26 protein-coding genes are annotated in these 25,362 nt (G+C 66.1%); 8 read left to right on the forward strand and 18 right to left on the reverse strand.

Going from position 1 to position 25,362, the window contains the following annotated elements; translation table 11 throughout:
• Positions 1-33: 33 nt before the first annotated feature.
• From LH19_RS24105 to LH19_RS24150, 10 genes are all read right to left on the reverse strand, one after another.
• Positions 34-246, reverse strand: a complete 213-nt coding sequence (locus LH19_RS24105) for a putative signal transducing protein (protein ID WP_054732304.1) — start codon at positions 244-246, stop codon at positions 34-36.
• Entirely contained in the window at positions 246-812 is a 567-nt protein-coding gene (locus LH19_RS24110) for a pyridoxamine 5'-phosphate oxidase family protein (protein ID WP_054732307.1), read from the reverse strand. Before LH19_RS24110 ends, LH19_RS24105 begins: the two co-directional genes overlap by 1 nt.
• Before the next feature lie 34 nt (positions 813-846).
• Positions 847-1,413: a DUF924 family protein gene (locus LH19_RS24115; RefSeq protein WP_054732309.1), complete on the reverse strand. Its 567-nt coding sequence runs from the start codon at positions 1,411-1,413 to the stop codon at positions 847-849.
• A gap of 120 nt (positions 1,414-1,533) precedes the next feature.
• Positions 1,534-1,938, reverse strand: a complete 405-nt coding sequence (locus LH19_RS24120) for a hypothetical protein (RefSeq protein ID WP_054732314.1) — start codon at positions 1,936-1,938, stop codon at positions 1,534-1,536.
• 93 nt (positions 1,939-2,031) lie between these two features.
• Positions 2,032-3,246 (reverse strand): hypothetical protein, encoded by a 1,215-nt coding sequence (locus LH19_RS24125; protein ID WP_054732317.1) that lies wholly within the window; start codon positions 3,244-3,246, stop codon positions 2,032-2,034.
• 71 nt (positions 3,247-3,317) lie between these two features.
• A complete protein-coding gene (locus LH19_RS24130; RefSeq protein ID WP_054732320.1) occupies positions 3,318-3,689 on the reverse strand; it encodes a hypothetical protein in 372 nt (123 codons plus the stop codon).
• Position 3,690: 1 nt separating this feature from the next.
• Positions 3,691-5,133, reverse strand: coding sequence for a metalloprotease TldD (gene tldD, locus LH19_RS24135; RefSeq protein WP_054732323.1), 1,443 nt, complete (start codon positions 5,131-5,133; stop codon positions 3,691-3,693).
• Positions 5,134-5,370: 237 nt separating this feature from the next.
• On the reverse strand, positions 5,371-5,925 hold the full coding sequence (locus LH19_RS24140; protein ID WP_158514478.1) for a DUF4402 domain-containing protein: 555 nt from the start codon (positions 5,923-5,925) through the stop codon (positions 5,371-5,373).
• 82 nt (positions 5,926-6,007) lie between these two features.
• Entirely contained in the window at positions 6,008-6,442 is a 435-nt protein-coding gene (locus LH19_RS24145) for a hypothetical protein (RefSeq protein WP_145923587.1), read from the reverse strand.
• Positions 6,443-6,744: 302 nt separating this feature from the next.
• A complete protein-coding gene (locus LH19_RS24150) occupies positions 6,745-6,948 on the reverse strand; it encodes a zinc-finger domain-containing protein (protein ID WP_054589786.1) in 204 nt (67 codons plus the stop codon).
• Positions 6,949-7,079: 131 nt separating this feature from the next.
• Here LH19_RS24150 and ku point away from each other — a divergent pair, with 131 nt between their 5' ends.
• Both ku and ligD read left to right on the forward strand, forming a co-directional pair.
• Positions 7,080-7,970: a non-homologous end joining protein Ku gene (ku, locus tag LH19_RS24155; RefSeq protein ID WP_054732335.1), complete on the forward strand. Its 891-nt coding sequence runs from the start codon at positions 7,080-7,082 to the stop codon at positions 7,968-7,970.
• A gap of 146 nt (positions 7,971-8,116) precedes the next feature.
• Positions 8,117-10,633 carry a DNA ligase D gene (ligD, locus tag LH19_RS24160; RefSeq protein ID WP_054732337.1) on the forward strand — a complete coding sequence of 839 codons (2,517 nt, stop codon included), beginning with the start codon at positions 8,117-8,119 and terminating at the stop codon, positions 10,631-10,633.
• A 200-nt stretch (positions 10,634-10,833) separates the two neighbouring features.
• On the opposite strand, the gene LH19_RS24165 is transcribed toward ligD, so the two are convergent.
• The 4 genes from LH19_RS24165 to LH19_RS24180 all read right to left on the reverse strand — a co-directional run bounded on the left by LH19_RS24165 (position 10,834) and on the right by LH19_RS24180 (position 14,565).
• A complete protein-coding gene (locus tag LH19_RS24165) occupies positions 10,834-11,196 on the reverse strand; it encodes a DUF779 domain-containing protein (RefSeq protein WP_054732340.1) in 363 nt (120 codons plus the stop codon).
• A 53-nt stretch (positions 11,197-11,249) separates the two neighbouring features.
• A complete protein-coding gene (gene adh, locus LH19_RS24170) occupies positions 11,250-12,773 on the reverse strand; it encodes an aldehyde dehydrogenase (RefSeq protein WP_054732343.1) in 1,524 nt (507 codons plus the stop codon).
• A gap of 142 nt (positions 12,774-12,915) precedes the next feature.
• Positions 12,916-13,869, reverse strand: a complete 954-nt coding sequence (locus LH19_RS24175; protein WP_054734253.1) for a GAF domain-containing protein — start codon at positions 13,867-13,869, stop codon at positions 12,916-12,918.
• A 180-nt stretch (positions 13,870-14,049) separates the two neighbouring features.
• Positions 14,050-14,565, reverse strand: coding sequence for a helix-turn-helix transcriptional regulator (locus LH19_RS24180; protein ID WP_145923588.1), 516 nt, complete (start codon positions 14,563-14,565; stop codon positions 14,050-14,052).
• A gap of 132 nt (positions 14,566-14,697) precedes the next feature.
• On the opposite strand from LH19_RS24180, the gene LH19_RS24185 reads away from it, so the two are divergent.
• Positions 14,698-15,441, forward strand: a complete 744-nt coding sequence (locus LH19_RS24185) for a COG4705 family protein (protein ID WP_054734256.1) — start codon at positions 14,698-14,700, stop codon at positions 15,439-15,441.
• Entirely contained in the window at positions 15,431-16,198 is a 768-nt protein-coding gene (locus tag LH19_RS24190) for a transporter (RefSeq protein ID WP_054732349.1), read from the forward strand. The genes LH19_RS24185 and LH19_RS24190 overlap by 11 nt, the downstream gene beginning before the upstream one ends.
• 10 nt (positions 16,199-16,208) lie before the next feature.
• On the opposite strand, the gene LH19_RS24195 is transcribed toward LH19_RS24190, so the two are convergent.
• The 3 genes from LH19_RS24195 to typA form a co-directional block, all read right to left on the reverse strand.
• Complete coding sequence (locus LH19_RS24195; RefSeq protein WP_054732352.1) at positions 16,209-16,763, reverse strand: pseudouridine synthase; 555 nt, start codon at positions 16,761-16,763, stop codon at positions 16,209-16,211.
• Positions 16,760-18,373, reverse strand: a complete 1,614-nt coding sequence (locus LH19_RS24200; protein WP_054732355.1) for an NAD(P)/FAD-dependent oxidoreductase — start codon at positions 18,371-18,373, stop codon at positions 16,760-16,762. Before LH19_RS24200 ends, LH19_RS24195 begins: the two co-directional genes overlap by 4 nt.
• Before the next feature lie 84 nt (positions 18,374-18,457).
• The gene (typA, locus tag LH19_RS24205; protein ID WP_054732358.1) at positions 18,458-20,290 is read right to left on the reverse strand and encodes a translational GTPase TypA; all 1,833 of its coding nucleotides are present in this window, start codon (positions 20,288-20,290) and stop codon (positions 18,458-18,460) included.
• A 185-nt stretch (positions 20,291-20,475) separates the two neighbouring features.
• Here typA and LH19_RS24210 point away from each other — a divergent pair, with 185 nt between their 5' ends.
• From LH19_RS24210 to LH19_RS24220, 3 genes are read left to right on the forward strand one after another with little or no spacing between them, the layout of a single operon-like run.
• Positions 20,476-21,099 (forward strand): GbsR/MarR family transcriptional regulator, encoded by a 624-nt coding sequence (locus tag LH19_RS24210; RefSeq protein ID WP_234716021.1) that lies wholly within the window; start codon positions 20,476-20,478, stop codon positions 21,097-21,099.
• Positions 21,086-22,471, forward strand: coding sequence for a cytochrome ubiquinol oxidase subunit I (locus tag LH19_RS24215; protein WP_201258396.1), 1,386 nt, complete (start codon positions 21,086-21,088; stop codon positions 22,469-22,471). Before LH19_RS24210 ends, LH19_RS24215 begins: the two co-directional genes overlap by 14 nt.
• Complete coding sequence (locus LH19_RS24220; RefSeq protein WP_054732364.1) at positions 22,468-23,475, forward strand: cytochrome d ubiquinol oxidase subunit II; 1,008 nt, start codon at positions 22,468-22,470, stop codon at positions 23,473-23,475. The genes LH19_RS24215 and LH19_RS24220 overlap by 4 nt, the downstream gene beginning before the upstream one ends.
• Positions 23,476-23,655: 180 nt before the next feature.
• On the opposite strand, the gene LH19_RS24225 is transcribed toward LH19_RS24220, so the two are convergent.
• Positions 23,656-24,306, reverse strand: a complete 651-nt coding sequence (locus tag LH19_RS24225) for a 5'-methylthioadenosine/S-adenosylhomocysteine nucleosidase family protein (RefSeq protein ID WP_054732367.1) — start codon at positions 24,304-24,306, stop codon at positions 23,656-23,658.
• On the opposite strand from LH19_RS24225, the gene LH19_RS24230 reads away from it, so the two are divergent.
• Positions 24,296-25,330, forward strand: coding sequence for a bile acid:sodium symporter family protein (locus tag LH19_RS24230; RefSeq protein ID WP_234716022.1), 1,035 nt, complete (start codon positions 24,296-24,298; stop codon positions 25,328-25,330). The genes LH19_RS24225 and LH19_RS24230 overlap by 11 nt on opposite strands.
• Positions 25,331-25,362: the final 32 nt, after the last annotated feature.

A 25,362-nucleotide genomic window follows, 5' to 3' on the forward strand; every position in this document is an offset into this window, starting at 1 on the left:
ATCAGGACGAACGGGCCGCCGATTCGGTTGCGTTCATCGCGCGTCGAACTCGGCGAGCAACGCCTTTGCTTCGTCCAGATCCTCGTCGAGTACCATCAGCCGCACCGGGATGAGCAGCCCGACGCTTTCGGCGATGTTCATCCCCGCGTCGAAACACACGGCATGCACCCCGGCGCTTTCGAGGCGGCCGCGCAGCAATTCGGCCTCGGCACCGTTCGGCAGGCGGATCAGCTCGACGAGCGCCATCAGGCGGGATCGCCAGTGATGAAGCGATCGGTCGGCCGCGTCGGCAGCCCGTCGATGCTGCGGTCGCGTTCCTTGAACTTTTCGACCCACAACACCGGGTCGGCCTGCCGGTGATATTTCTGCAGCGTGTCGCGTTCGTGGCTGAGTTCCATCATCGGCACGCCCCAGCCGCAGCTTGTCTGAACGCTTGTCACATCGATGACAAAGATCTGGCGGGTGCCGGGGAGCAGCGTGAAATGTGCCGCGACCGCCGCCCAATCGGCATCCTGCGGCAACACCGCGCGCCCGCGGCCATAGATGCGCAGGATCAGCGCGCTGCGGTCGAAGGCGCAGAACATGATCGTGATCCGCCCGTCCGCGGCAAGATGCGCGTGCGTTTCGTTGCCCGATCCGCCGAAGTCGAGATAGGCGACCTGCGTTTCGGACAGGGTGCGAAAGGTATCGGCATAGCCCTTGGGCGACAGGTTGATCCGCCCCTCGGCCGCGGCAGTCGCGGTGAAGAAGACCGGCTGTTTCGCGATGAAAGCGATATGCTTGTCGGTCAGCGTCTCGGTGAATTCGGCCATCGTCGGGGCTCCGCAAGGGTTCGCACCGGCTCTATCACCAATTCTTGCCCTCTTCTATCGCGGCTTCCTCGCCGGGGCGCGACGCGCGGCCGAGCGCGGCGTTGCGGTGCGGGAAGCGGCCGAAGCGGTCGACGATATCGAAATGCTTCTGTGCATATTCGAGGAAAGAGGGATCGGCGAGCTGCGCCATGAGGCGCAGCGATTCGCGCTGGTCGGCGATATCCTCGCTATGTTCGAAGGGCAGATAGGCGAAGACGCGGCGGTCGTCGTTCCAGTCGCGGTCCCAGCCGCGTTCGACGACCCCGCGCGCGATCGCGACGGCGAGGCTGTCGGTGGCAAAGGCTTGGGCGTCGCCGCGGTGCAGGTTGCGCGGCACCTGATCGAACAGCAGGATCGCCGCGAGCGCGGTCTCGGGGTCGGTCAGGAAACTCGCGGCGGGCAGCGAGCGCAGCGCAGCGCGCCAGTCCTGTACCAGCGCGCCCAGTTCGGCATCGAAACCGGGGCCGCCGCCGAACCAGTCGTCCATGCCGTGCGCATCAAACCAGAAGGCGAGCAATTGCCGCGCCCAGTCGGCGGGGGGAGCGATATTTTCGTGAGGCAAAGCCGATCCTTCATATACATCGTCATCCCGGCGAAAGCCGGGATCTCAACCTAACGATTTTTCGCCACGAAGAGATCCCGGCCTCCGCCGGGATGACGGCAGATAGTTTGGAGCGGGCTTCTACTCCGCCTTGGCGCGGCGATAGGGCACGAACTCGCCGAGCGAAACGAAACCGCTGTACATATGGCTCGTGCGGTCGCGCAGTTCGACGGTGTCGATGCTGCAAAGCTGGCTGCCGGTCAGCTTGGTCACCAATATATCGTCGTCGTTCAGCGTCTGCGCGCCGCCCTTGGGGCGGTTGACCCACAGCGTGCTGCCGACGCGATAGACGATCGCGGTCTTGTCGATGATCTGGCTGCTGCTCACCGAGGAAAGCGGGATGCAATCCTGCGGCGCGCCCGCAACGCGGCCGTCGAGCAATTTCTCGAGCTTCGCTTCGGGGGCGAGCTTGTCTTTCGCCGCGGCGACGCCGGGCGCGGCAGCGACGGCAACCGCGGCAAGGATGGTGAAAATCAGCGGACGCATGATACGACTCCTGTACTTCGTAACTCAGCTCCCCGCATTTTCCTTACGCCCTGCCGCGTGAACCGCGGCTGACTGACAGCCGCACGTCGCCGGTCAGCAGGCGCCGTCGGGAAGCGGGATGCCGAGCGGACCCTTGCATTTCTTCTTCTTGGGCTTTTCGGCGGGCGCACCGTCATCGCTGCCACCGCCCATCGCGCCGCCCATGCCGCCGAAATCGGCGCCGATCAGCAGCATCGTGTGCGAACGGAAACGCACTTTCGCGGTCCAGTCGATGTTCCACACCGCATTGCCCGCGGGCTTCGGCGGATAGGAGAAATTGGCCTCGGGCCCGAAGGCGTTGAGATTGCCGACCAGCATTTCACCCGACGCCTTCTTGACCTCGGCGGGGATCTGGCAGCTTGTCTGCGACGGCGGCATCACGATCTTCTTGGTGATCAGGTTCGCGACGGTCGCTGGCGGCAACCAGTCCCACAGCCCGCCGCCGAATTCCTTCGTCGCGCTGCTCGTCCACCACACGACGTCGCCGCCGCTGCCGGCGCGGTCCATGCCGCCAAAGGCCCAGGCCGCGTAACCCGTGGCGGGCTGGAGCGCGCCCCAGCGGATCATCACCGACCCGTCGGGCTGGATCGCGGTCGACGCCTGCAGGCCGGGCATATAATCCTGCGCGAGGGTGAAATTGATGTCGGAGCCATAATTGCTCGCGATCCGGTGCGCCCCAAGCAGCGACGATCCCGACGAGGGCTGCTTGCCCTTGCCGTTCGGCCAGTGGGTATAGGAACGGCTGTTCGCCGCCGACACTTCGCGGATGATCGGCACCGCGGTCGACATCAGCCCCGGCGGCATCTGTCCCGCGGCGACCTTGGCGAAGTCGATGATCACGGGCTGCCCCGGGCCCGCCTTGGCGCCGCAGCCCCAATAGAGGAGCAGGCGGCCCTTCGGCCGTTCGAAATCGCCGGGCATGTCGGGCGTCCCGCGTTCGGGCGCGATCAGCGGCAGCGACTTGCCGACCTTGGCCTGCGGCTGAAAGAAATGGTCGCCCTTCGGCGGCGGCGCGGTCGGCGCGTCGTTCGAACCGAGGCGGAGGTCGAGCGTATAGGCGACCTTGCTTGCCGGATCGCCGCCGAACATCATCCCCATCGCCCCGCCGATGCCGCCCTTGCCGCCGCCCATTGCGGCGAACCCCGACATCGTCGCGACGTCCATCTCGTAACGTTCCTTGGGTCCGGTCGATTTTTGCGCCGACCCCGGAACGGCGGCGAGCATCGCGGCAATCGCGGCGACGGAAACGAAACGCAGACTCGAACGCATGATAATCCCCCTCTTGCAGGGGCATGGCCCCGCGGATGATGCGACCCGATTCTTCGGTATGTTTGAACGAGCTATAGACGCGGTGCGGGCGAAGGCCAAGTGAGGCGGATCACAGGCCGCTCGCCCCGTAGCTCGGCGATCTCTGCCATCCGTCCGCGGACGATGCCCCGGCGGACATAGCGGGCACAGCCCGGATCGGTGTCGATTGCGGCCTGGGTCAGCCGACGGAAACCGGCGTGCGCGAGGATCAGGCGATGCGCCTCATCGATTGAAACGCCGAAGACCGACCGGACGATCTTGACCAGTTCGAACCAATTGGCAGGCCGATCCGACAAGTCGTTCCATGGCCTGCGGCTTCGGTACATATCCTCGATGACATCGAACGCCGGGTCGGCGGCACGCTGGCGATTATAGAAATCGGCAGCAGCGGGCCACTCGCTCACGTCAGGCCGTCCCGCCCACCGTCAGCCCGCTGACCAGCAGCGTCGGCTGGCCGACCCCGGCGGGGACGCTCTGGCCGCCTTTGCCGCAAATGCCGATGCCCTCGTCGATTGCCATGTCGTTGCCGATGCCGGTGACCTTGGTCAGCACGCTCGGCCCGTCGCCGATCAGGGTCGCCCCCTTGATCGAGTCGCCCAGCTTGCCATTCTCGATCTTGTACGCCTCGGTGCAGGAAAAGACGAACTTGCCCGACACGATATCGACCTGTCCGCCGCCGAAGCTCTTGGCGAAAATGCCGTTCTTGACCCGGCTCAGCAGTTCGGCGGGATCGTCGTTGCCGCCGCGCATGAAGGTGTTGGTCATCCGCGGCATCGGCGCGTGCGCGAAGCTTTCGCGGCGTCCGTTGCCGGTCGGCTCGACGCCCATCAGGCGCGCGTTGAGGCGGTCCTGCATATAGCCCTTCAAAATGCCGTCCTCGATCAGCACCGTCTCGCCGGTCGGCGTGCCTTCGTCGTCGATGCTGAGCGAGCCGCGGCGGCCGCCGCCGACCGGGCTTTCCATCGCGCCGTCGTCGACGACCGTCACGCCGGGCGCCGCCACGCGCTCGCCGATGCGGCCCGAAAAAGCGCTGGTGCCCTTGCGGTTGAAATCGCCTTCGAGCCCGTGGCCGACCGCCTCGTGGAGCAGCACGCCGGGCCAGCCGGGGCCGAGCAGTACGGTGAATTCGCCCGCGGGGGCGTCGACCGCGCGAAGGTTGACGAGCGCCTGCGCCAGCGCCTCGTCGATGGCGCGGTTCCACTGCGCTTCCTCGAACAGATGATCGTACATGTACCGGCCGCCGAGCCCGAAATAGCCGCTCTCGCGCCGCCCGTTCTCCTCGACGACGATCGAGACGTTGAGGCGGACGAGGGGGCGGATGTCGGTCGCGAGGAAACCGTCGGCGCGGACGATCTCGACCACCGACCAGCTCCCGGCGAGCGCGACCGAGACCTGCACGACGCGCGGATCGCGCGCCCGTGCGGCGGCATCGACCTGCTGGCACAGCTCGACCTTCTTCGCGAAGGGGATGAGGTCGAGCGGGTTCGCCTCGTCATAAAGATGGCGGTTGGTGCGCGGCGGCGGCCCGGCGGGGGCCTGCGTCGCCGGGTCGAGCAGGGCGAGCGTCTCGGCGGCGCGGCGAATCGCGCCGGCACTGACGTCGCTCGCGTGCGCAAAGCCCGTCATCTCGCCCGACACGGCGCGCAGGCCGAAACCGGCATCGGTCGAATAATCGGCGGTCTTCAGCCGCCCGTCGTCGAAACCGAAGCTCTCGGTGGCGCGATATTGCAAGTAAAGCTCGCCGTCGTCGGCTTTGGCGAGCGCCTCGCGCGCCAGCTTCTGCGCCAGATCGGGGTCGAGCGCGTCGGCGCGGTAGAGAAAGCGGCGGGGGTCGGTGGGGCTTGTCATCACGCAGATATAGGGGCGCGAGCCATCGACGCAAAGGCCCGTTCGCAGCGAGGCGATAGCACGCGGGCCGGGCTGTCGGTTTTGGGGTAGGGAGCGGACGTTCCATACCCCAACCTTCGTCATTCCCGCGAAAGCGGGAACCCAGTGTGGGGTAAGCCGACGCACGCTCTGGGTTCCCGCTTTCGCGGGAATGACGAAGTTAGGAACGTCCGCTTTCGCCCGTCAGCGGACACTGATCTAGAGATAGTTTACGGTCAGCGTGAACGTCCCGCTGTAATCGCCGTCGGGCTGGTTCGCCGGAACGGTCAGCGTGCCGCCGATATAATAGGTCTGCACCCCGCTCGGCAGCAGCGTCGAGCCGAGCAGCGCGATGCCGCCGCCGCTGGTGCTCGCGGCGCGGACGAGGCTGGCGGTCATCGTCGGCGCGCCGCCGCCGGCGCGCGCCAGCGTCACCGACGTGCTGCCCGAAACGGTGATCAGCAGGATGCCGCCGGTGCCCTGAAAGACCGCGCGCTGCGCGTCGTTGCCGACCGGCGACACGCCGCCGCTCGTCGTGCGCGCGCCGGTCAGGGCATTGACGGTAACCGTGCCGCCCGTCGCGCCGCTGACCAGCGTCCCGAAATCGAGATCGTCGGTCTTGATCAGCGTGTTCGGGCGGACGATCGCCGCATTGGCGGTGACACTGGTATCGGCCGCGCTGGCCGGCACGCACAGCGCGGCACCCGCCGCCGCCATGCCGATGGTCAGGGCGCGCGCGGCGCCCCGACAGTTTCTGGTCCCTCGAATCCCCACGATTCTGCTCCTGTCTGGCACAGACCATGCCAGCCGGACCTTCATCGAGGATGCACGGGCGTGGTAAAAAACGCGTTTACCCTTACTCGCACGGATACCAGCGGCCATCGGATGCGCGATAGCTGTCGCTCTTCACATCGTAGGTGCCATAGCGGTCCTCGCAATATTCGCGGCGCTGGCGTTCCTTCTTCTTCTTGTTTTCGCTGCTGGCGATCGCCGCGACAAGGCCGCCGACCACAACCGCGCCGACCGCGCCCGCCACGACGCCGTCCTTCTTGGCATCCTTGCGCTTCTTGCGCTCCCATTCGCGGCGATCGCGGTCGCGGTCGCGATCGCGATCACGGGCGTGGCGATCCTTGCGGTCGTAGCGGTCCTTGTCCCAACGCGCGCGCTCACGTTCGCGTTCGCGCTCGCGATCACGTTCCTGCTCGCGCTCGCAATTCACCCGGCTTCTTCCGTCGAGACCGCGGCAGGTGCGGACGCTCTCCCAGCTCTGGGCGGCCGCCGGCGCACTCACCGGCACAAACGCCACGATATAGGCCAGGGCTCCGGCGGACAAAGCCAGACGACGACAAAGGGATGCCACGTTTTTCTCCATTCTGATCGGTTCAGGAGAAAGCATTTCTCCTTCCGGCGGTAAGACACCGGCGCATGGAGACACCCCCACCAAAAAAGTGCGGGTTGCGTTTGACGCGTTTCGTCGCGGCGGCGGCATCGCCCCGCGCGGACGGGCGCGAATCTCAAGTGAGCGGAGAATTGGCGCGGTGGCGTCCGCTGGGCAGCGTCAGGGTTGAAGCTGGGATGGCTCCCCGCCGGCGCCTAGCCTTTATCGGCGATCCCGCCGATGAGGATGAAGCGGCGGTCGCAATAGCCGCAGTCGGCAAAGCCTTCGTCGGTATCGATCTCGAGCCACACGCGCGGGTGGCCGAGCGCGGCGTCGGCCAGTCCGTCGCCGGTCCCGTCGCAGGCGATACGGGTCTTGGGCGTGCGGATCGTTTCGGGGGCGGGGGCTGCGTTGCTCATCGAGCGCGCCCATAGCAAGCGGCGAAGGCCGCCGCAATCGGCTGAAATTCGATTCCGGTGCTTCGGGAACGCGCCGCGCCGCCATGCATTGGGACTCGCGGGGGAGCACCGGCCCGCAGCAGAGGTGAATCATGGCCGCACGCGCTTATTGGAAGGGACAGATCCGGCTCGCGCTGGTGTCGATCCCGGTCGAAATCTATCCGGCGACCAAATCGGGCGCGGCGATCAGCTTTCGCCAGATTCACGAACCGAGCGGCAAGCCGGTCAAATATGAAAAGATCGTCCCCGGCATCGGCCCGATCGACACCGACGACATCGTCAAGGGCTACGAAATGTCGAAGGGCAATTACGTCCTGCTCGAAGAGGACGAGATCGAGGCGGTGAAGCTCGAGAGCAAGCGCACGCTCGAACTCGTCCAGTTCGTCGGCACCGACGAGATCGACGTCCTCTATTACACCAAGCCCTATTATGTCGTCCCCGCCGACGAGCTCGCCGAAGAGGCCTATATCGTGCTGCGCGAAGCGCTCAAACGCACAAAGAAGGTCGGGCTCGGCCAGTTGTCGCTGCGCGGGCAGGAACAGCTCGTCGCGCTCCGCCCGTGCGGGCGCGGGCTGGTGCTCGAAGTGCTGCGTTACGCCGACGAGGTGAGCAAGGCGGCGAATTATTTCCGCGACGTCGGCACCGGCAAGCCCGACGCCGACCTGCTCGACCTCGCCGAAACGCTGATCGGCAAGAAAAGCGGCAAGTTCGACGCGTCCGACTATCATAATCACTATGTCGACGCGCTGAAGCGCGTCATCGCGAAGAAGGCGAAGGCCAAGGGCAGGAAGATTCTCGAGGATGTCGAGGAGCCCGCCGCGATCGATCGCGGCTCGAACGTCATCGACCTGATGGCGGCGCTGAAGGCGTCGGTCGAGGGCAAGAAAAAGCCGCCTGCTACCGCCGAAAAGAAGGCACCGGCGAAGAAAGCTGCGGCGAAGAAGGCACCCGCGCGAAAGGCGCCGGAACGCAAGCGGGCATAGGCAGTGCCCGAGGCCCCCCTTGAACTTTTCCTGTCGTCATCCCGGCGAAGGCCGGGATCTCGCCGGTGCGTACCATCGCGAGGTCGAGATCCCGGCCTTCGCCGGGATGACGAAGTAGGCGGTGCTGGTCGCGGAGGTCGGCCCTGATGGCGCGCGCCGATCCTCTTGCCCGATATAATGCCAAGCGCGACTTCAAGCTTACCCCCGAACCGGCGGGGAAGGTCGAAAAGGGAGCCGGCAACCGCTTCATCGTCCAGAAGCACGACGCGACGCGGCTCCACTATGATTTCCGGCTCGAAATCGACGGCGTGCTCAAAAGCTGGGCGGTCACCAAAGGCCCGAGCGCCGATCCGGCCGACAAGCGTCTCGCGGTGCGCACCGAAGACCATCCGATGAGCTACGCCGATTTCGAAGGCGTCATCCCCAAGGGCGAATATGGCGGCGGCACGGTGATGCTGTGGGATCGCGGTACCTGGGCGCCCATCGCGGGCAAGAGCGCGAAGGATATCGAAAAGGGCCATCTCCATTTCACCCTCGACGGCGACCGGATGAAGGGCGAATGGCTGCTCGTCCGCATGAAGCCGCGCCCGGGCGAGAAGCGCGAGAACTGGCTGCTGCGCAAGGTCGACGATGCTTTTGCCGGGGGTACCGACGACCTGGTGGGGCGCCGGCTCACCAGCGTGCTCACCGACCGGACGATGGCCGACATCGCCGCCGACAAGGGCGGCGAACAGTCGCTGCAGGGCGCGAAAGGTGCGGCTTTCGCGAAGAAGATGGCCGCCGCCGCCGCACATAACAAACAGGTCGCCAAACCCGTCGCCAAGCCGAAGGCAAGCGGCAAGCCGCCGAAATTCCGCCCGCTCCAGCTCGCGACGCTCGTCGATGCGGTGCCGACCGGGAACGGCTGGTTCCACGAAATCAAATATGACGGCTATCGCGCCGAAATTGCCGCATCGGGGGGTGACGTCCGCGTCTTCACGCGCAACGGTCTCGACTGGACCGACAAGTTCGCCCCGCTTGTCCGCCACATCGCGGCGCTCGATCTGCCGCCGTGCCTGATCGACGGCGAGATCGTCGCTTATGGCAAGGACGGCAATCCCGACTTCTCGGCGCTGCAGGCGGTGCTGAAACGCGGTCACGGCGCGCAGGACGAGGCGACCGCGCTGCATCTTTTCGCCTTCGATCTCATCGAACAGGACGGCAAATCGCTCGCCAAACTCGGCAATCTCGAACGCAAGGAACGGCTCGAAGCGCTGCTCCGGGGCGCCCGGCCCCCGATCGCGGTCGCCGATCATGTCATCGGCGCCGGTGAGACGCTCTATGCCGCGATGTGCGGCGCCGGGCAGGAGGGCATCATCTCGAAGCGCGCCGACGCCGCTTATTCGGGCCGCCGCTCGAAAAACTGGGTGAAGGTCAAATGCACCCGCCGCCAGGAGTTCATCCTCGTCGGCTGGAATCCGTCATCGGCGAAGGGCCGCGCCTTTGCCTCGCTCCTCCTCGCCCAGCGCGAGAAAGGCAAGCTCGTCTACAAAGGCAATGTCGGCACCGGTTTCGACGCCGCGATGATGGCCGACCTTGCGAAGAAATTTGCGGCACGCGAACGCAAGACGGCGCCGGTCGACGTCGATGCGGCCGTCGCGCGCAAGGTCCATTGGCTGAAGCCCGATCTGGTCGCCGAAATCGCCTTTGCCGAATTCACGGCGGGCGGCTCGGTGCGCCATGCCAGTTTTCTCGGCCTGCGCCGCGACAAGGAGGCGAAAGAGGTGACCCCCGAAAAGCAGCAGCCGGCGCCCGAGCCGGCGAGCGACGTGACGATCAGCAGCCGCGACCGCGTGATCTTTCCCGAGGCCAAGGCGACCAAGGGCGATCTCGCCGACTATTACGCCGCGATCGCGCCGGTGATGCTGCCGCACATGGCGCGCCGCCCGATCAGCCTCGTCCGCTGTCCGCAGGGGCGCGCGAAAAAATGCTTCTTCCAGAAACACGACAGCGGTTCGTTCGGCGACCATGTCCACCACATCCCGATCCGCGAGAAAGACGGCGGGCACGAGGATTATCTTTATGTCGACGACGCCGACGGCATTCTTGCCTGCGTCCAGATGGGGACGATCGAGTTCCACGGCTGGGGCAGCCATGCGGGCGCGCTCGAAAAGCCCGACCGCATGGTTTTCGACCTCGACCCCGACGAGGGGCTCGCGTTCGCCGATGTGAAAAAGGCCGCCGCCGACATCCGCCGCCAGCTCGCCGACATCGGCCTCGTCAGCTTCGCGATGCTGTCGGGCGGCAAGGGCGTCCATGTCGTCGTGCCGCTCGATCCGGGGCATGACTGGGATGCGCACAAGGATTTCTCGAAACGCTTTGCCGAGGCGCTCAGCCTCGCCGAACCCGACCGCTATGTCGCGACGATGAGCAAGGCGAAGCGCAAGGGGAAGATCTTCATCGATTACCTCCGCAACCAGCGCGGCAGCACCGCGATCATGCCCTATTCGGCGCGCGCCCGCGAAAATGCGCCGGTCGCGGTGCCGGTCGGCTGGGATGCGCTCGCCGATATCGAAAGCGCCGGGGCGTGGACGATCAGGGATGCCGCCGCACTGCTCGAACGCGCAGGCAGCGCCGAACTCAAGGGCTGGGGGTTTGCGGGCCAGAAACTTCCGGCGCTGTAGCAGGCCGGGCGAAGAAGGGCGGCATTGGGGTGGGAGGTGGACGTTCGCTCATTTGTGTACCCCGGCGAAAGCCGGGGCCCAGAGCTATGGAAAGCTGGCCTAGCGTGAATACGCCCTGGGCCCCGGCTTTCGCCGGGGATCACGTCAGTTATGTCCGCAACCGGCCGCTGGCCCAAGCGCAGGCGCCGTAAAGCCGCGGCTTACGACTCCAGCCCCAATTCCCGCCGCTCGCTCTCGTCGAACACCCGCCCGCGGGTCAGGAACCTTTGCTCGCGGCCGTTGTCGAGGCTGAACATTCCGCCGCGGCCGGGCACGACGTCGAGGATGAGCTGGGTATGCGCCCAGGCATCGCCCTGCGCGCGGCCGATATAGACGGGCGCGCTGCCGACATCGCCAAGGTGGATATCGCCCGCGCCGATGCGGAAATCGCCCGCCGGATAGCACATCGGCGACGACCCGTCGCAGCAGCCGCCCGACTGGTGGAACAAGATGTCGCCATATTCGGCCTGAAGCTCGGCGATCAGGGCGAGGGCCGGATCGGTGGCGACAACGCGGGCGGTCATGCGGCGCCTTTCGACAGGGTGGCCCGCGCGCGGCTGCGCGCGGGCCGGGGAGGTCAGAAAAAGCCAAGCTTTTTCGGGCTGTAGCTCACCAGCAGATTCTTCGTCTGCTGATAATGGTCGAGCATCATCTTGTGATTCTCGCGCCCGATGCCCGACTGCTTGTAGCCGCCGAACGCCGCATGCGCGGGATAGGCGTGATAGCAGTTGGTCCACACGCGCCCGGCCTTGATCGCGCGGCCGAAGCGGTAGCAAGTGTTGGCATCGCGGCTCCACACCCCGGCGCCGAGGCCGTAGAGCGTGTCGTTGGCGATTTCGAGCGCTTCGGCATCGTCCCTGAAGGTCGTCACCGAAACGACGGGCCCGAAAATCTCTTCCTGGAAGATCCGCATCTTGTTGTGGCCCTTGAGCACGGTCGGCTGAATATAATAGCCATCCGCAAAGGCGCCGCCGAGCTCGGCCGCCGCGCCGCCGATCAGCACTTCGGCGCCTTCCTGCCGTCCGATGTCGAAATAGGAGAGGATCTTCTCGCGCTGTTCGGACGAGGCCTGTGCGCCGATCATCGTCGCGGGGTCGAGCGGGTTGCCCTGCACGATCGCCTCGACGCGCTGCAGCGCGCGCTCCATGAAACGGTCATAGATTTTCTCGTGGATCAGTGCGCGGCTCGGGCAGGTGCAGACCTCGCCCTGATTGAGCGCGAACATCACGAAACCCTCGATCGCCTTGTCGAAATAATCGTCGTCCTCGCGCAGCACATCCTCGAAGAAGATGTTCGGTGACTTGCCGCCGAGTTCGAGCGTGACGGGGATCAGATTCTCGCTGGCATATTGCATGATCAGCCGGCCCGTGGTCGTCTCGCCGGTAAAGGCGATCTTGGCGATGCGGTTCGACGAGGCGAGCGGCTTGCCCGCTTCCAGCCCGAAGCCGTTGACGATGTTGAGCACGCCCGGCGGCAGCAGGTCGGCGACCAGTTCGATCCACACCATGATCGACGCCGGGGTCTGCTCGGCGGGCTTCAGCACGACGCAATTGCCCGCGGCGAGCGCCGGAGCGAGCTTCCAGCAGGCCATCAGCAGCGGGAAGTTCCACGGGATGATCTGGCCGACGACGCCCAGCGGTTCGTGGAAATGATAGGCGACGGTGTCGTCGTCGATTTCGCCCAGCGAGCCTTCCTGCGCGCGGATCGCGCCGGCGAAATAGCGGAAATGGTCGATCGCCAGCGGCAGGTCGGCGGCCATCGTCTCGCGGATCGGCTTGCCGTTGTCCCACGTTTCGGCGGTCGCGAGCTTCTCCAGATTCGCTTCCATGCGGTCGGCGATGCGATTGAGGATCAGCGCGCGTTCGGCGACCGAGGTGCGGCCCCACGCGTCCTTCGCGGCGTGTGCGGCATCGAGCGCCGCCTCGATATCGGCGGCGTCCGAGCGCGCGATCTGGCCGACCGGCTTGCCGGTGACCGGCGAGATATTGTCGAAATAGCGGCCCGAACGGGGGGCGACGAACTTGCCGCCGATGAAATTGTCGTAACGATCCGCAAACGGTGCCCGCAGCGTCGCGGCGCGGTCCTGAACCAAGGCGTCCATATGTCTGTCCTCTTCCCAAATGCAGCGCCGAATCGGGACCGGCGTTGTCGGGGGCGAACATTTCACCCGCGCCGCGCAAACGAAAGCCGCCGGGATCGCGGGGCAAGCCAACCTGTCTCGCTGCCGAGACAGGTCGCGCCGGTCAGCCGCGCAGCCCCGCGCGCGCCATGCGGCGATAGAGCGTCGCGCGCCCGATGCCGAGCAGCCGCGCCGCCTCGCTGGCATTGCCGCCCGCCTGCGCCAGCGCCTGGCGTAGGATCGTCCGGTCGGCCTGTTCGAACGACGGTGCGGCCTCGCCGCCCATCAGTTGCGCCACGGGGCGCGGGCGTTCGAGCATCGCGTCGGTGACGCCCAGCCGCTGACGCGCCGCACGGCTGGCGCCGATCACCAGATCGTCGCGGTCGGCCGCCAGCAATTCCCAGCCGGCGGGCGCGTCGCCGAGGAAGATGATCCGCGCGCCCTCGAAATGGCGGCAGAAATAGTCGCGCTCGATCCGCCGCGCCGCGTCGCGGACCAGCGCGCCGACCGCCTCGGCCATCGCCGGGCCATGGTCGTCGCGGCAGCTCGACACGTCGAGCGCCGCGATCAGCCGCCCGTGCGGGTCGTGCACCGGGGCGTCCATGCAACTGATGTCGATGTTGCGGCTCGCGAAATGCTGGTCGCGGTGGATGATCACCGGCTTGTCCTCGAACAGGCAGGTCCCGATGCCGTTGGTGCCCTCCTCGGCCTCGCCCCAGCGGCCGCCGGTGACCAGCCCCGCCTCAGCAAAACCGCCCTCGTCGCCGTCGCCGATCCGATGGTCGAGGATCGCGCCGCTCGCATCGCTCAGAAAGACGCCGCAGCCCGACCGCCCGACCGCGCGGAACATCTGGTCGAGCACCGGGATCGCCACCGCCAGCAGCGGTTCGTGCGCCTCGCGCCGCTCGGCGATCGCGCGCGCATCGAGCAGCTCGCGCTTGCCTTCGGATGCGGGGTCGAGCCGGTGGTGCAGCGCCGAGCGGCACCACGACGCCGCGACCGGCGACACCGCCGCGCGGCGCGGCGAGCGCACCGTGTCGAACACCTGTTCGGCGTGCTGATGGGATGCCTCGGTCATCGATCCTCTCGCCGCCATCATGCGCTTTACCGCCGCCAGCGTCAAATCGGGTCGCGATCCGCCGCCTGCGCAATGCGCGGCTGCTCTCCTGTCTGCCAGGCCGGACAGGATATGGCGTGGTGGAGGAACGGAGGAAAGAAGTTTGTTTCTGCTTTATTCTCTTTGAGCGAGGTCCATGCTTTAGTCGACGAGAAGCAAATCCTCGATGAACAGCGACACCAGCATCGCTTGGCTGCTTACGCCTGCCTTGGCGTAGATCTGGCTGAGCTGAGACCGCACCGTGCCGGGCGCGGCGCCGCGCAGCCGAGCGATCTCGGCAACGTCACATCCTTTCAGCGCAAATAGAGCAACCTCCCCCTCCCCCGGCGTCAGGTCCCATTCGTCGAAGCGCATGGCGATATGCTCGGCAAGCGCGCCGCGTGCATTGGCAAGTGCCGTCTCCTTGCGGTTCAACTCGGCGGTCAGGCGCCGGATGTAGCGCGAGCCCATGACGACGCCCCCGAGCAGCGCCATCGCGACGATGCTTTCCATCGCTATTCCGATGCTGAGTCCGTCGCGCGCCTGCACGATCATATCGTCGATACCGTCGACGAGGAAATAGACCGCGGCAACCGCCTGCAACGCCACGATCAGGATCGGCGCGAAAAGGCTTTGATCCGATGTCAGGCGCAAGGCTCTACTGTTCGCTGGCGGCATAGGACTTTCGCTTACCTCACTGGATTTAAGCGCCTGCTTATAGGCGGGAAGGCGCCGGCGGCCTAGCTGTCGAGCGATCCCCGAAACCCTGACAAGGAGTATTCGCAAGTGTCGGATTCGTTCAAATCCACGATGACCAAGGTCCCGGCAGTGACATTGGGCTTTTGGGTCATCAAGATATTGGCAACGACGTTCGGCGAAACCGCCGGCGACACCGTCAGTATGTCGATGAACCTTGGCTACCTCGTCAGCACGGCGATCTTCGCGACACTGCTGCTGATCCTCGTTTGGGCTCAGATCAAGGCGCGGCAGTTTCACCCGTTCCTCTATTGGGCAACGATCATCGCTTCGACCACTGCGGGTACGACGATGGCGGACTTTGCGACCCGATCGCTCGGTATCGGCTACCCCGGCGGATCGTTGTTGCTGCTGGGAACGGTCCTCGCTTCGCTGGCGATATGGCATCGGGCGCTCGGTACGATTTCGGTAAGCTCCGTGTACGAACCGAAAGCGGAAATCTATTATTGGTTGACGATCACCATGTCGCAGACGCTGGGGACGGCGCTGGGCGACTGGGTCGCCGACGGGTCGCTCGGTTATCTGGGATCCGCGGTACTATTCGGTGCGCTGCTCGTCGCATTGGCGCTTGCCTATCGTTACACCGCTGTGAGCCGCGTCGGCCTGTTCTGGGCGGCTTTCATCCTCACCCGACCGCTGGGCGCCGTCGTAGGCGACTTCCTCGACAAGCCCATCGATCATGGTGGCCTCGAACTCAGCCGGGCGGGCGCATCGCTCGTGCTCGGCCTCGCGATCGCGGTCCTGATCCTGGCCCTTCCGAAGCGCGGCGCCAGCCGGGAGCTCCGGCATGCGGCGTGATGACCTGCGGCGCCGTGTCTGGCGAAGGGCTGTCGCCCAACTGTTTATCGCAATCGTGCTGATGGTCCCCACCGCCGCCTTCGCCGGGCCCCCGTTCATGACCGACGACCCGGAGCCGACGGAGGAGGGGCATTGGGAAATCTACGGACCGCTGGTCGAAATCGAAGGGCGCGGTAAAGATTTCGGCGGCGCGACGGGTATCGAGATCAACTATGGGGCGGCGCCGGATCTTCAGGTCACCGCCGGGCTGCCAATCGGCTTTGAGCATGACAATGCGGGCTGGTGCTGGGGCTCCGGCGACTTGGAGCTTTCAGCGAAATATCGCTTTTACCACGATGAAGAGGCCGGACTGTCGGTCGCGGCGTTTCCGGGTGTGACGCTGCCGACGGCCAGCAACGGCATGGGCAACGGTAAAGTCACCGCGCTGCTTCCTGTCTGGCTTCAAAAGGATAGCGACGACTGGTCGCTGTTCGGTGGCGGGGGGTATGCAATCAATCCCGGCGCCGGAAACCGCAACTATTGGACGGGCGGAGTCGCGGTTACCCGGCGCATCGACGATCGACTGCTGCTTGGCGTGGAGGCCGATCGCCAGGGCGCCGATGCTGTCGACGGGCGCGCCACGACGAGCCTCGGTATCGGGGCGATCTATCAATTGAAGGCGCCTTTCCGCATTCTCGCGTCGGGAGGACCGACGTTCGTCGACGGCGGCGGCGCGGCCGGTTTTCATACCTTCGTTGCTCTCGGCCTCGACTTCTGAATGGCGCGCATCACGGGGCCTTGCGCCACTCCCCCAGCCCCAAATCCCCAATCTCCCACGCCCCGATCCGCCAGCGCACCAGCCGCAGCGTCGGATAGCCGACCGCGGCGGTCATGCGGCGGACCTGGCGGTTGCGGCCTTCGGTGATCGTCAGTTCGATCCAGCTATCGGGCACGCTCTTGCGGTATCGCACCGGCGGGTCGCGGTCCCAGAGCCGGGGCGGGTCGATGCGACGCACCGCCGCGGGGCGCGTCGGGCCGTCGTTGAGCGTGACGCCGCGGCGCAGCGCCTCGAGCGCCGCCTCGTCGGGCTCGCCCTCGACCTGCGCCAGATAGGTTTTGGGCGTCTTGTGCTTCGGCGACGAAATCCGCGCCTGCAGCGCGCCGTCGTCGGTCAGGATCAACAGGCCCTCGCTGTCGCGATCCAGCCGCCCCGCCGGATAGACGCCGGGCACGTCGATATAGTCGGACAGCGTCGCGCGCGGCCCATCCGCGCTCTCTGTCATCCCCTTGTCGGTGAATTGCGACAGCACGCCCCACGGCTTGTTGAACAGGATCGTCGTCATGGCATCAAACTCCGCGCCACGGCCTCGGCGACCTTGATGCCGTCGACCGCCGCCGACAAGATGCCGCCGGCATAACCCGCGCCCTCGCCCGCCGGGAAAAGCCCCGCGGTGTTCAGGCTCTGAAAATCGTCGCCGCGGGTGAAGCGCACGGGCGAGGAGGTGCGCGTCTCGACCCCCGTCATCACCACGTCGGGATGGTCGTATCCCGCGATCTGGCGCCCGAACACCGGGATCGCCTCGCGCATCGCCTCGACCGCGAAATCGGGCAGGCAGGCGGCGAGGTCGGTCGGGGTCACGCCGGGGCGATAGGAGGGGACGACGCTGCCGAGCTCGGTCGACGGACGTCCTTTGAGGAAATCGCCGACGCGCTGCGCGGGGGCGCGATAGTTCGATCCGCCCGCGACGAAGGCGAGCGATTCCCAGTGCCGCTGGAAGGCGATGCCCGCCAGCGGATCGCCGGGATAGTCGCGCGCGGGGTCGATCGCGACGACGAAGCCCGAATTGGCGTTGCGTTCGTTGCGCGAATATTGGCTCATGCCGTTGGTCGCGACGCGGCCCTCCTCCGACGTCGCGGCGACGACGGTGCCGCCGGGGCACATGCAGAAGCTGTAGACGGTGCGCCCGTTCCGGCAGTGGTGCGAGATATGATATTCTGCGGCGCCCAATATGGGGTTGCCCGCGTCGGCGCCGAAGCGCGAGGCGTCGATCCACGATTGCGGATGCTCGATGCGCACCCCGATCGAAAAGGGCTTCGCCTCGACATGCACCCCCGCCGCCTGCAGCATCGCGAAGGTGTCGCGCGCGCTGTGGCCGATCGCCATGACGACGCGGTCGGCCTCGATATACTCGCCACCCGCCAGGTGCACGCCCTGGACGCGGCGCTCGCCCGCGCCGTCACTGGCGATGTCGAGCCCGTCGACCTTGTGCTGCCAGCGATATTCGCCGCCCAGCCCCTCGATCGTCTCGCGCAGGCTTTCGACCATCGTCACCAGCCGGAAGGTGCCGATATGCGGGTGCGCCTCGGTCAATATTTCGGGCGGCGCGCCCGCCTTGACGAATTCGGTCAGCACCTTGCGGTCGAGGTGCCGCGGGTCCTTGATCCGGCTGTAGAGCTTGCCGTCGGAGAAGGTGCCCGCGCCGCCCTCGCCGAACTGGACGTTCGATTCGGGGTGGAGCACGCTGCGCCGCCACAAATCCCATGTATCCTTGGTGCGCTCGCGCACGACCTTGCCGCGGTCGAGAATGATCGGGCGGAACCCCATTTGCGCGAGGATCAGCCCGACGAACAGCCCGCACGGCCCCGCGCCGACGACGACCGGGCGCTTGATGCCTTTGGGTGCTTGCGTGATGAATTTATACGCGGTGTTCGGCGTCTGCTGGACATTGCGGTCCTTGCGGAAGCGCGCGAGCACCGCGCCCTCGTCCTTCACATTGACGTCGACCGAATAGATCAGCTTGATGTTCGTCTTGTCGCGCGCATCGTTCGCGCGGCGCGCGACGACGTGGCGGATCAGCTCGCGTGGGCTGATGCGCAGCCGCCTGCAGATCGCGGCGGGCAAATCCTCCGGCGCATGGTGCAGCGGCAAGGTCAGTTCGGTCAGGCGAAGCATTGCCCGCCTTTAGGGTGCAACCCGGCAGGGGGAAACGGGATTCAAAAGAAAAGGGACGGTCATCGCTGACCGCCCCCTTGATCTTCAGGCCGCTTCCTTCTTGCGCGACGCCTTCTTGCGCTCGTGCGGATCGAGCAGCGCCTTGCGGATGCGGATATTCTTCGGAGTCACTTCGACCATCTCGTCGTCGTCGATATAAGCAATCGCCTGTTCGAGCGTCATGCGCTTCGGCGGGGTCAGGCGGATCGCGTCGTCCTTGCCCGTCGAACGGAAGTTCGTGAGCTGCTTCGACTTCATCGGGTTGACTTCGAGGTCGTCGGGCTTGGCATTTTCGCCGATGATCATGCCCTCATATAGCGCCTCGCCGGGCGAGACGAACAGGATGCCGCGCTCTTCCAAGGGGCCGAGCGCATAGGCGACGGCTTCGCCATTGCCGTTCGAGATGAGGACGCCATTCTTGCGGCCCTCGATCGTGCCTTTGTACGGGCCATATTTCTCGAACAGCCGGTTCATGATCCCGGTGCCGCGCGTGTCGGACAGGAATTCGCCGTGATAGCCGATCAGGCCGCGCGACGGGCCGCTGAAGGTGATGCGCGTCTTGCCGCCGCCCGAGGGACGCATGTCGGTCAGGTCGGCCTTGCGGATCTGCATCTTCTCGACGACCGTGCCCGAATGTTCGTCGTCGACGTCGATGACGACGGTTTCATAGGGTTCGGTACGCTTGCCGGCTTCGTCTTCGCCGTACAGCACCTTCGGGCGGCTGATGCCGAGTTCGAAGCCTTCGCGGCGCATCGTTTCGATGAGCACGCCGAGCTGGAGCTCGCCGCGGCCCGCGACGTCGAAGCTGTCCTTGTCCGCGCTTTCGGTGATGCGGATCGCGACGTTCGTCTCGGCTTCGCGGAGCAGGCGGTCGCGGATCATGCGGCTCGTGACCTTGCTGCCCTCGCGGCCCGCCATCGGGCTGTCGTTCACGGCGAAGCGCATCGACAGCGTCGGCGGGTCGATCGGCTGCGCGGCGATCGGCTCGCTGACGCTGGTGTCGGCGATGGTGTTCGCGACGGTCGCGTTGGTCAGGCCCGCGATCGCGACGATGTCGCCCGCTTTCGCTTCCTCGACGGGGACGCGGTCGAGACCGCGGAACGCGAGCAGCTTCGAGGCGCGGCCGGTTTCGATGACCTTGCCGTCCATGTCGAGCGCGTGGATCGGCTGGTTGACCTTGACGGTGCCCGACTGGACGCGGCCGGTCAGGATGCGGCCGATGAAATTGTCGCGGTCGAGCAGGGTCGCGAGGAAGGTGAAGGGCGCGTCTTCGTCGAGGCCCGGGGTCGGGACATGGCTGACGATCGTCTTGAACAGCGGCTCGAGCGTACCTTCGCGCGCATCGGGGCTTTCCGAGGCATAGCCGCCACGGCCCGAGGCATAAAGGATCGGGAAGTCGAGCTGTTCGTCATTGGCTTCGAGCGCGAGGAACAGCTCGAACACTTCGTCGAGCACTTCGGCGGCGCGCGCATCGCTGCGGTCGATCTTGTTGACGACGACGATCGGCTTGAGGCCGAGCGCGAGCGCCTTGCCGGTCACGAACTTGGTCTGCGGCATCGGGCCTTCGGCGGCATCGACGAGCAGGATGACGCCGTCGACCATGCTCAGGATGCGCTCGACCTCACCGCCGAAGTCGGCGTGGCCCGGGGTGTCGACGATGTTGATGCGCGTCTGGTCGGCGCCTTCGCCCCATTCGACCGAGGTGCACTTGGCAAGGATGGTGATCCCGCGTTCCTTTTCGAGGTCGTTCGAGTCCATCGCGCGCTCTTCGACGCGCTGGTTGTCGCGGAAGGTGCCCGACTGGCGGAACAGCTGGTCGACGAGGGTGGTCTTGCCATGATCGACGTGGGCAATAATGGCGATATTGCGCAGAGACATGCGGATTTGAGCCTTAATGGAAGGAGGCAGCGCTCGTGGCGCCGCGAAACGCCGCGCCCCTAACAGAAGCGATGCTGCGGCGCAACGAAATTGCCGAAGTTGGCAAAGGTGTCACGCAGCGTAGGGTGGCGCGCGAAGTTTCAATAATTATTGAAACTTCAGAAATTATCCTGTAGGAGGGTCGCGTGGAACCGTCCTCCGCCCCCGACTCTCTATCTCCGCCGTGCCGGCTCTCCCCGCTAGCGCAGGCGTTCGTCCTGCATTTCGGCGAGATGGGGAGTCGCTGGGGGATCAACCGCACGGTCGGGCAGATCTATGCGATGCTGTTCCTCGCCGAGGTGCCGCGCCATGCCGAGGAGATCAGCGAGGCGCTGAGCCTGTCGCGCGGCAGCGTGTCGATGGGATTGAAAGAGCTCGCAAGCTGGAAGCTCGTCCAGCTCCGCCACCTGCCCGGCGACCGGCGCGACTATTATGAAACGCCGCGCGACGTCTGGGCGATTTTCCGCACGCTGGTCGAGGAGCGCAAGAAGCGCGAGATCGACCCGACGCTGACGACGCTGCGCGGGCTGATGATGGAGCCCGCGGCCGACCCCGCCGACCGTTTCGCGCAGGCGCGCATGGCCGCGATGCACGAACAGATCGAACTGCTCACCGACTGGTACGACGAGATGCAGCGGCTCGACACCGAACGGCTGCTCCAATTGCTGCGTCTCGGCGAACGTGTGGTAAAAGCGCTCGAGTTCAAGGACCGGATGCTCGGCCGCGGGAAAGGCCAGGGTTTGAAGGAGATCGACGATGGACGCGATTGACCCGCTGATCCTCGCGCGCATCCAGTTCGCGGCGAACATCAGCTTCCACATCCTCTTCCCGACGATCACCGTCGCGCTCGGTTGGGCGCTGCTCGGCTTCAAGCTCGCCTATAACCGCACGCAAGACGGCGCGTGGATGGACGCCTATCGCCTGTGGGTGAAGGTCTTCGCGCTGAGCTTTGCGATGGGCGTCGTCTCGGGCATCACGATGAGCTTCCAGTTCGGCACCAACTGGCCGGGCTATATGGAAAAGGTCGGCAATGTCGCGGGGCCGCTGCTCGCCTATGAGGTGCTGACCGCCTTCTTCCTCGAGGCGGTGTTCCTCGGCATCATGCTGTTCGGCTTCAGCCGCGTGCCCAATTGGGTGCACACGATGGCGACGCTGCTGGTCGCGGGCGGCACGACGCTGTCGGCCTTCTGGATCATCGTGCTCAACAGCTGGATGCAGACCCCGGTCGGTTATGAAATCCGGGACGGCGTCGTCCACGCGACCGACTGGTGGGCGATCGTCTTCAACCCGTCGATGCCCTATCGTCTGACGCATATGCTGATCGCCTCGGCGCTGACCGTCGCCTTCCTGATCGCCGGGATGAGTGCCTGGCGCTGGCTGAAGGACGGCGGCGGCGAAGGCGTTCGCCGCACCCTGAAAGCCGCAGTCTATGCCGCGGCGCTGCTGATCCCGGTGCAGATTTTCGTCGGCGACCAGCATGGGCTCAACACGCTGGAACATCAGCCGCAGAAGATCGCGGCGATGGAGGCCAATTGGGAAACGCGGGGTAATGTGCCGCTCGTCCTGTTCGCTATCCCCGACAGCGAGGCCCGCACCAACCATATGGAAATCGCGATCCCGTCGGGCGCCAGCCTGATCCTGAAACATCATGCCGATGGCGTCGTCCCCGGGCTCAACGATTATGAAGGCAACCATCCGCCGGTTGGACCCTTGTTCTGGGGATTCCGGATCATGGTCGGCATCGGGGTACTGATGCTCGCGCTGTCGTGGTTCGCGGCGTGGACGATCCGGCGGCGCGGGGTCGATGCGATGCCGCGCTGGCTCGGCTGGGGGCTGGTCGCGATGACCTTCAGCGGCTGGGGCGCGACGCTGGCGGGCTGGTACGTCACCGAGATCGGGCGCCAGCCGTGGCTCGTCACCGGGGTACTCAAGACCGCCGACGCGGTCGGGCCGGTCGGCAGCGCGATGGTTGCGAGTTCGCTGACGCTGTATCTGGCGGTTTATGCGGTGCTGCTGACGGCTTATGTCGCCGTCCTCTATCGCCTCGCGAAACTCGGCAAGGCGGCGCCCGAAACCAAGCCGATGTTCCCGCTGCCGGGCGTCGCGGAAGGTCCGGCCGAAGCGCTGGAGGTCAAGCCATGACGCCCTTCTTCGACCCGTGGTGGCTGCCCGTGATCTTCGCCGGGCTGATGGGCCTGTCGATCCTGCTTTACGTCATCCTCGACGGCTATGACCTTGGTGTCGGCATGCTGACACGGCTCGAGAAGGATGAGAATCGTGACCTGATGGTCGCGTCGATCGGGCCGTTCTGGGATGCGAACGAGACATGGCTGGTGCTCGGCATCGGGCTGCTGCTCGTCGCCTTCCCGGTTGCGCACGGGCTGATCCTGACCCAGCTCTATCTGCCCGTCGTGCTGATGCTCGTCGCGCTGATCCTGCGCGGCGTCAGTTTCGAGTTTCGCGCCAAGGCGCCGCCCGAGCACAAGCAGCGCTGGGACAATGCCTTTTTTGCCGGGTCGCTGCTCACCGCGCTCTGCCAGGGCTATATGCTCGGCGCCTATGTGCTCGGCTTCGACCAAAGCCTCGCCTCGGTGCTGTTCTGCCTGCTCGCGGCATTGGGCCTCGTCGCGGGCTATCTGTTCGTCGGCGCCTGCTGGCTGATCTACAAGGTCGAGGGCGATTTGCAGAAGCGCGCGGTGCGCTGGGCCGAGGTGACTTTGTGGCTGACCGCGCTGGCGATGGCGATCATCTCGATCGCGACCCCCCTGCTGTCCGAACGGATATTCGAGCGCTGGTTCCGCCTGCCCGAGATCATTGCGCTGCTGCCGATCCCGATTGCCGCCGCGACTTTGTTCATCGGCCTCGCGATCTTCCTGCGCCGTCCGCTGCGCGCGCGGGACGAACTGTCGTGGGTGCCGCTGGCGACCGCAGGCATCCTCTTCGCGCTGGGTTTCGTCGGCATCGCCTACAGCTTCTACCCCTATCTGATCGCCGACCGGCTCGACATCTGGCAGGCGGCAGCGAGCCCCGAATCGCTCAGTATCATCCTGATCGGGGCGCTATTCGTGCTGCCGGTGATTCTGGGATATTCGATCCTGTCGCACTGGATCTTCCGCGGGAAAGCGACGCACCTCAGCTACGAGTGAGCGCGACCCAACGTGGTCCGCTTTGGGGTGGGAAGCGGACGTTTCCAACTTTTGTCATCCCCGCGAAAGCGGGGACCCAGAGTAGTGTAAACCCGCCCTGGGTTCCCGCTTTCGCGGGAATGACACAATTGAGGAATTCCAAACGACTTACGTCCACTCCCGGCCGAAACCCGCCAACCGTCAAATCGTCGCCACCAGCCGTTCGACCTCGGTCGCTGCCAGTCGGGCCGCGCGGATCAGGTTCGCCTGAAAGTCGCCGCCGCTGTCGCCGTTCGCTTCGTCGGTGACCGCCTTGATCGCGGCCCAGGGCTTGCCCAGCCGCGCGGCGGCCTGCGCGACCGCGCCGACCTCCATGTCGACGAGGGTCGCGCCGAGCGACGTGAGGTCGGCGGCGGCGTCGGGGCAGGCGACGAAGCTGTCGCCGCTGGCGATGCGCGCGTGCGGCAGGCCGAGGCCGGGATCGGGCATCGCCGAAAAATGCGCCTCGGCGGGCTCGCCCATCGGCCATTCGCCGGCGCGGTAGCGGCGAAACCGGCCGGGATGCGTCGCGCCATAATCATGCTGGAGCGCCTCGGCGAGCCAGTAGGCGCCGGGTGCCGCGCCGAGCGCGCCGCAGGTGCCGCTCATCAACAGGAGGTCGGCCTCGGCGCCCAGCAGCCCCGCGGCGAGCGCGGCGTTGACCTTGCCGAGCCCGCAGGTGGCGATGGAAAGATCGTGGCCGTGCACGATGAGGTGGCGGAGGGCAAACGGGCCCGCCTCGCGCCGTCCGCTTGCAGGAAACAGGGCGTCGGCCTCTTCGGGCAGCGCGGCGAGAATCAGGATGCGAGCCATCGTGCCGGTCTATCGCCCCGTGCAGCCTTGCCAAGCGCGCATCGCGCCGCCATCGCTCGTGCCGATGATTTCGCGTATCTTCCCCGACCGTTTCGTCCCCGTGCTGTTCGCGACGGTCCTGCTCGCCAGCCTGCTGCCGGTGCGCGGCGTGGCGGTGCCCGTTGCGCAGGGGGTCTCCACCGCCGCGATCGTCTTTCTGTTTTTCCTGAACGGCGTCCGCCTGCCGCGCGAAGAGGTGCTGCACGGCATCCGTAACTGGAAATTGCAGGGCGCCACGCTCGCTTTCTGCTTCGGCTTCATGGCGCTGCTCGGGCTCGCCGCGCAGGCGGTAACCGCGCCGCTGCTCCCCGCGACGCTCGCGTTCGGCTTCCTCTTCCTCGGCATCTTGCCCTCGACCGTCCAGTCGGCGACCGCGGCGAGTAGTCTTGCGGGCGGCAATGTCGCGGCGAGCGTTGTCGCGGCGGCGCTGCTCAACCTCAGCGGCGTCGCGCTCTCGCCTTTGCTCTTCGCGCTGCTCGCCGGGGCCGAAGGCGAGATCCATGGCGAGGCGGTGCTGCGCATCGTCTCGATCCTGCTCGTGCCTTTCGTAGCGGGACAGTTGGTTCAGCGTTGGCTGCGCCCGTGGGTGCTCGCGCATCGCGGTCTTGCGACCTTCATGGACCGCAGCGCGATCGCGATCGCGGTCTATGTCGCCTTTTCGGCGGCGGTCGTCGCGGGGATCTGGCAATTGCTCGACGGGCGCGAGATCGCGATCGTCGGTGCCGCGGTCGCCATATTGCTCGCGCTGTCCTTCGGTGGCGCATGGCTGACCGGCGGGCTGCTGAAGCTCGCGCGGCCGGACCGCATCACTTTGCTCTTTTCGGGCGCCCAGAAAAGCATCGCCGTCGGCGCGCCGCTCGCCGCGACGCTCTTCCCGCCCGCCGTCGCCGGCATGGTGCTGGTCCCGATCCTCGTCTATCATATGGCGCAGCTGATCCTGTCGGCATGGATCGCGCCGGTGCTGAATCGTTCCGCACCGGTGTAGTGCTTGAATAACACAGGTCCGCGTGCCATATA

This window comes from Sphingopyxis macrogoltabida, from assembly GCF_001314325.1.
GTDB lineage: Bacteria > Pseudomonadota > Alphaproteobacteria > Sphingomonadales > Sphingomonadaceae > Sphingopyxis > Sphingopyxis macrogoltabida.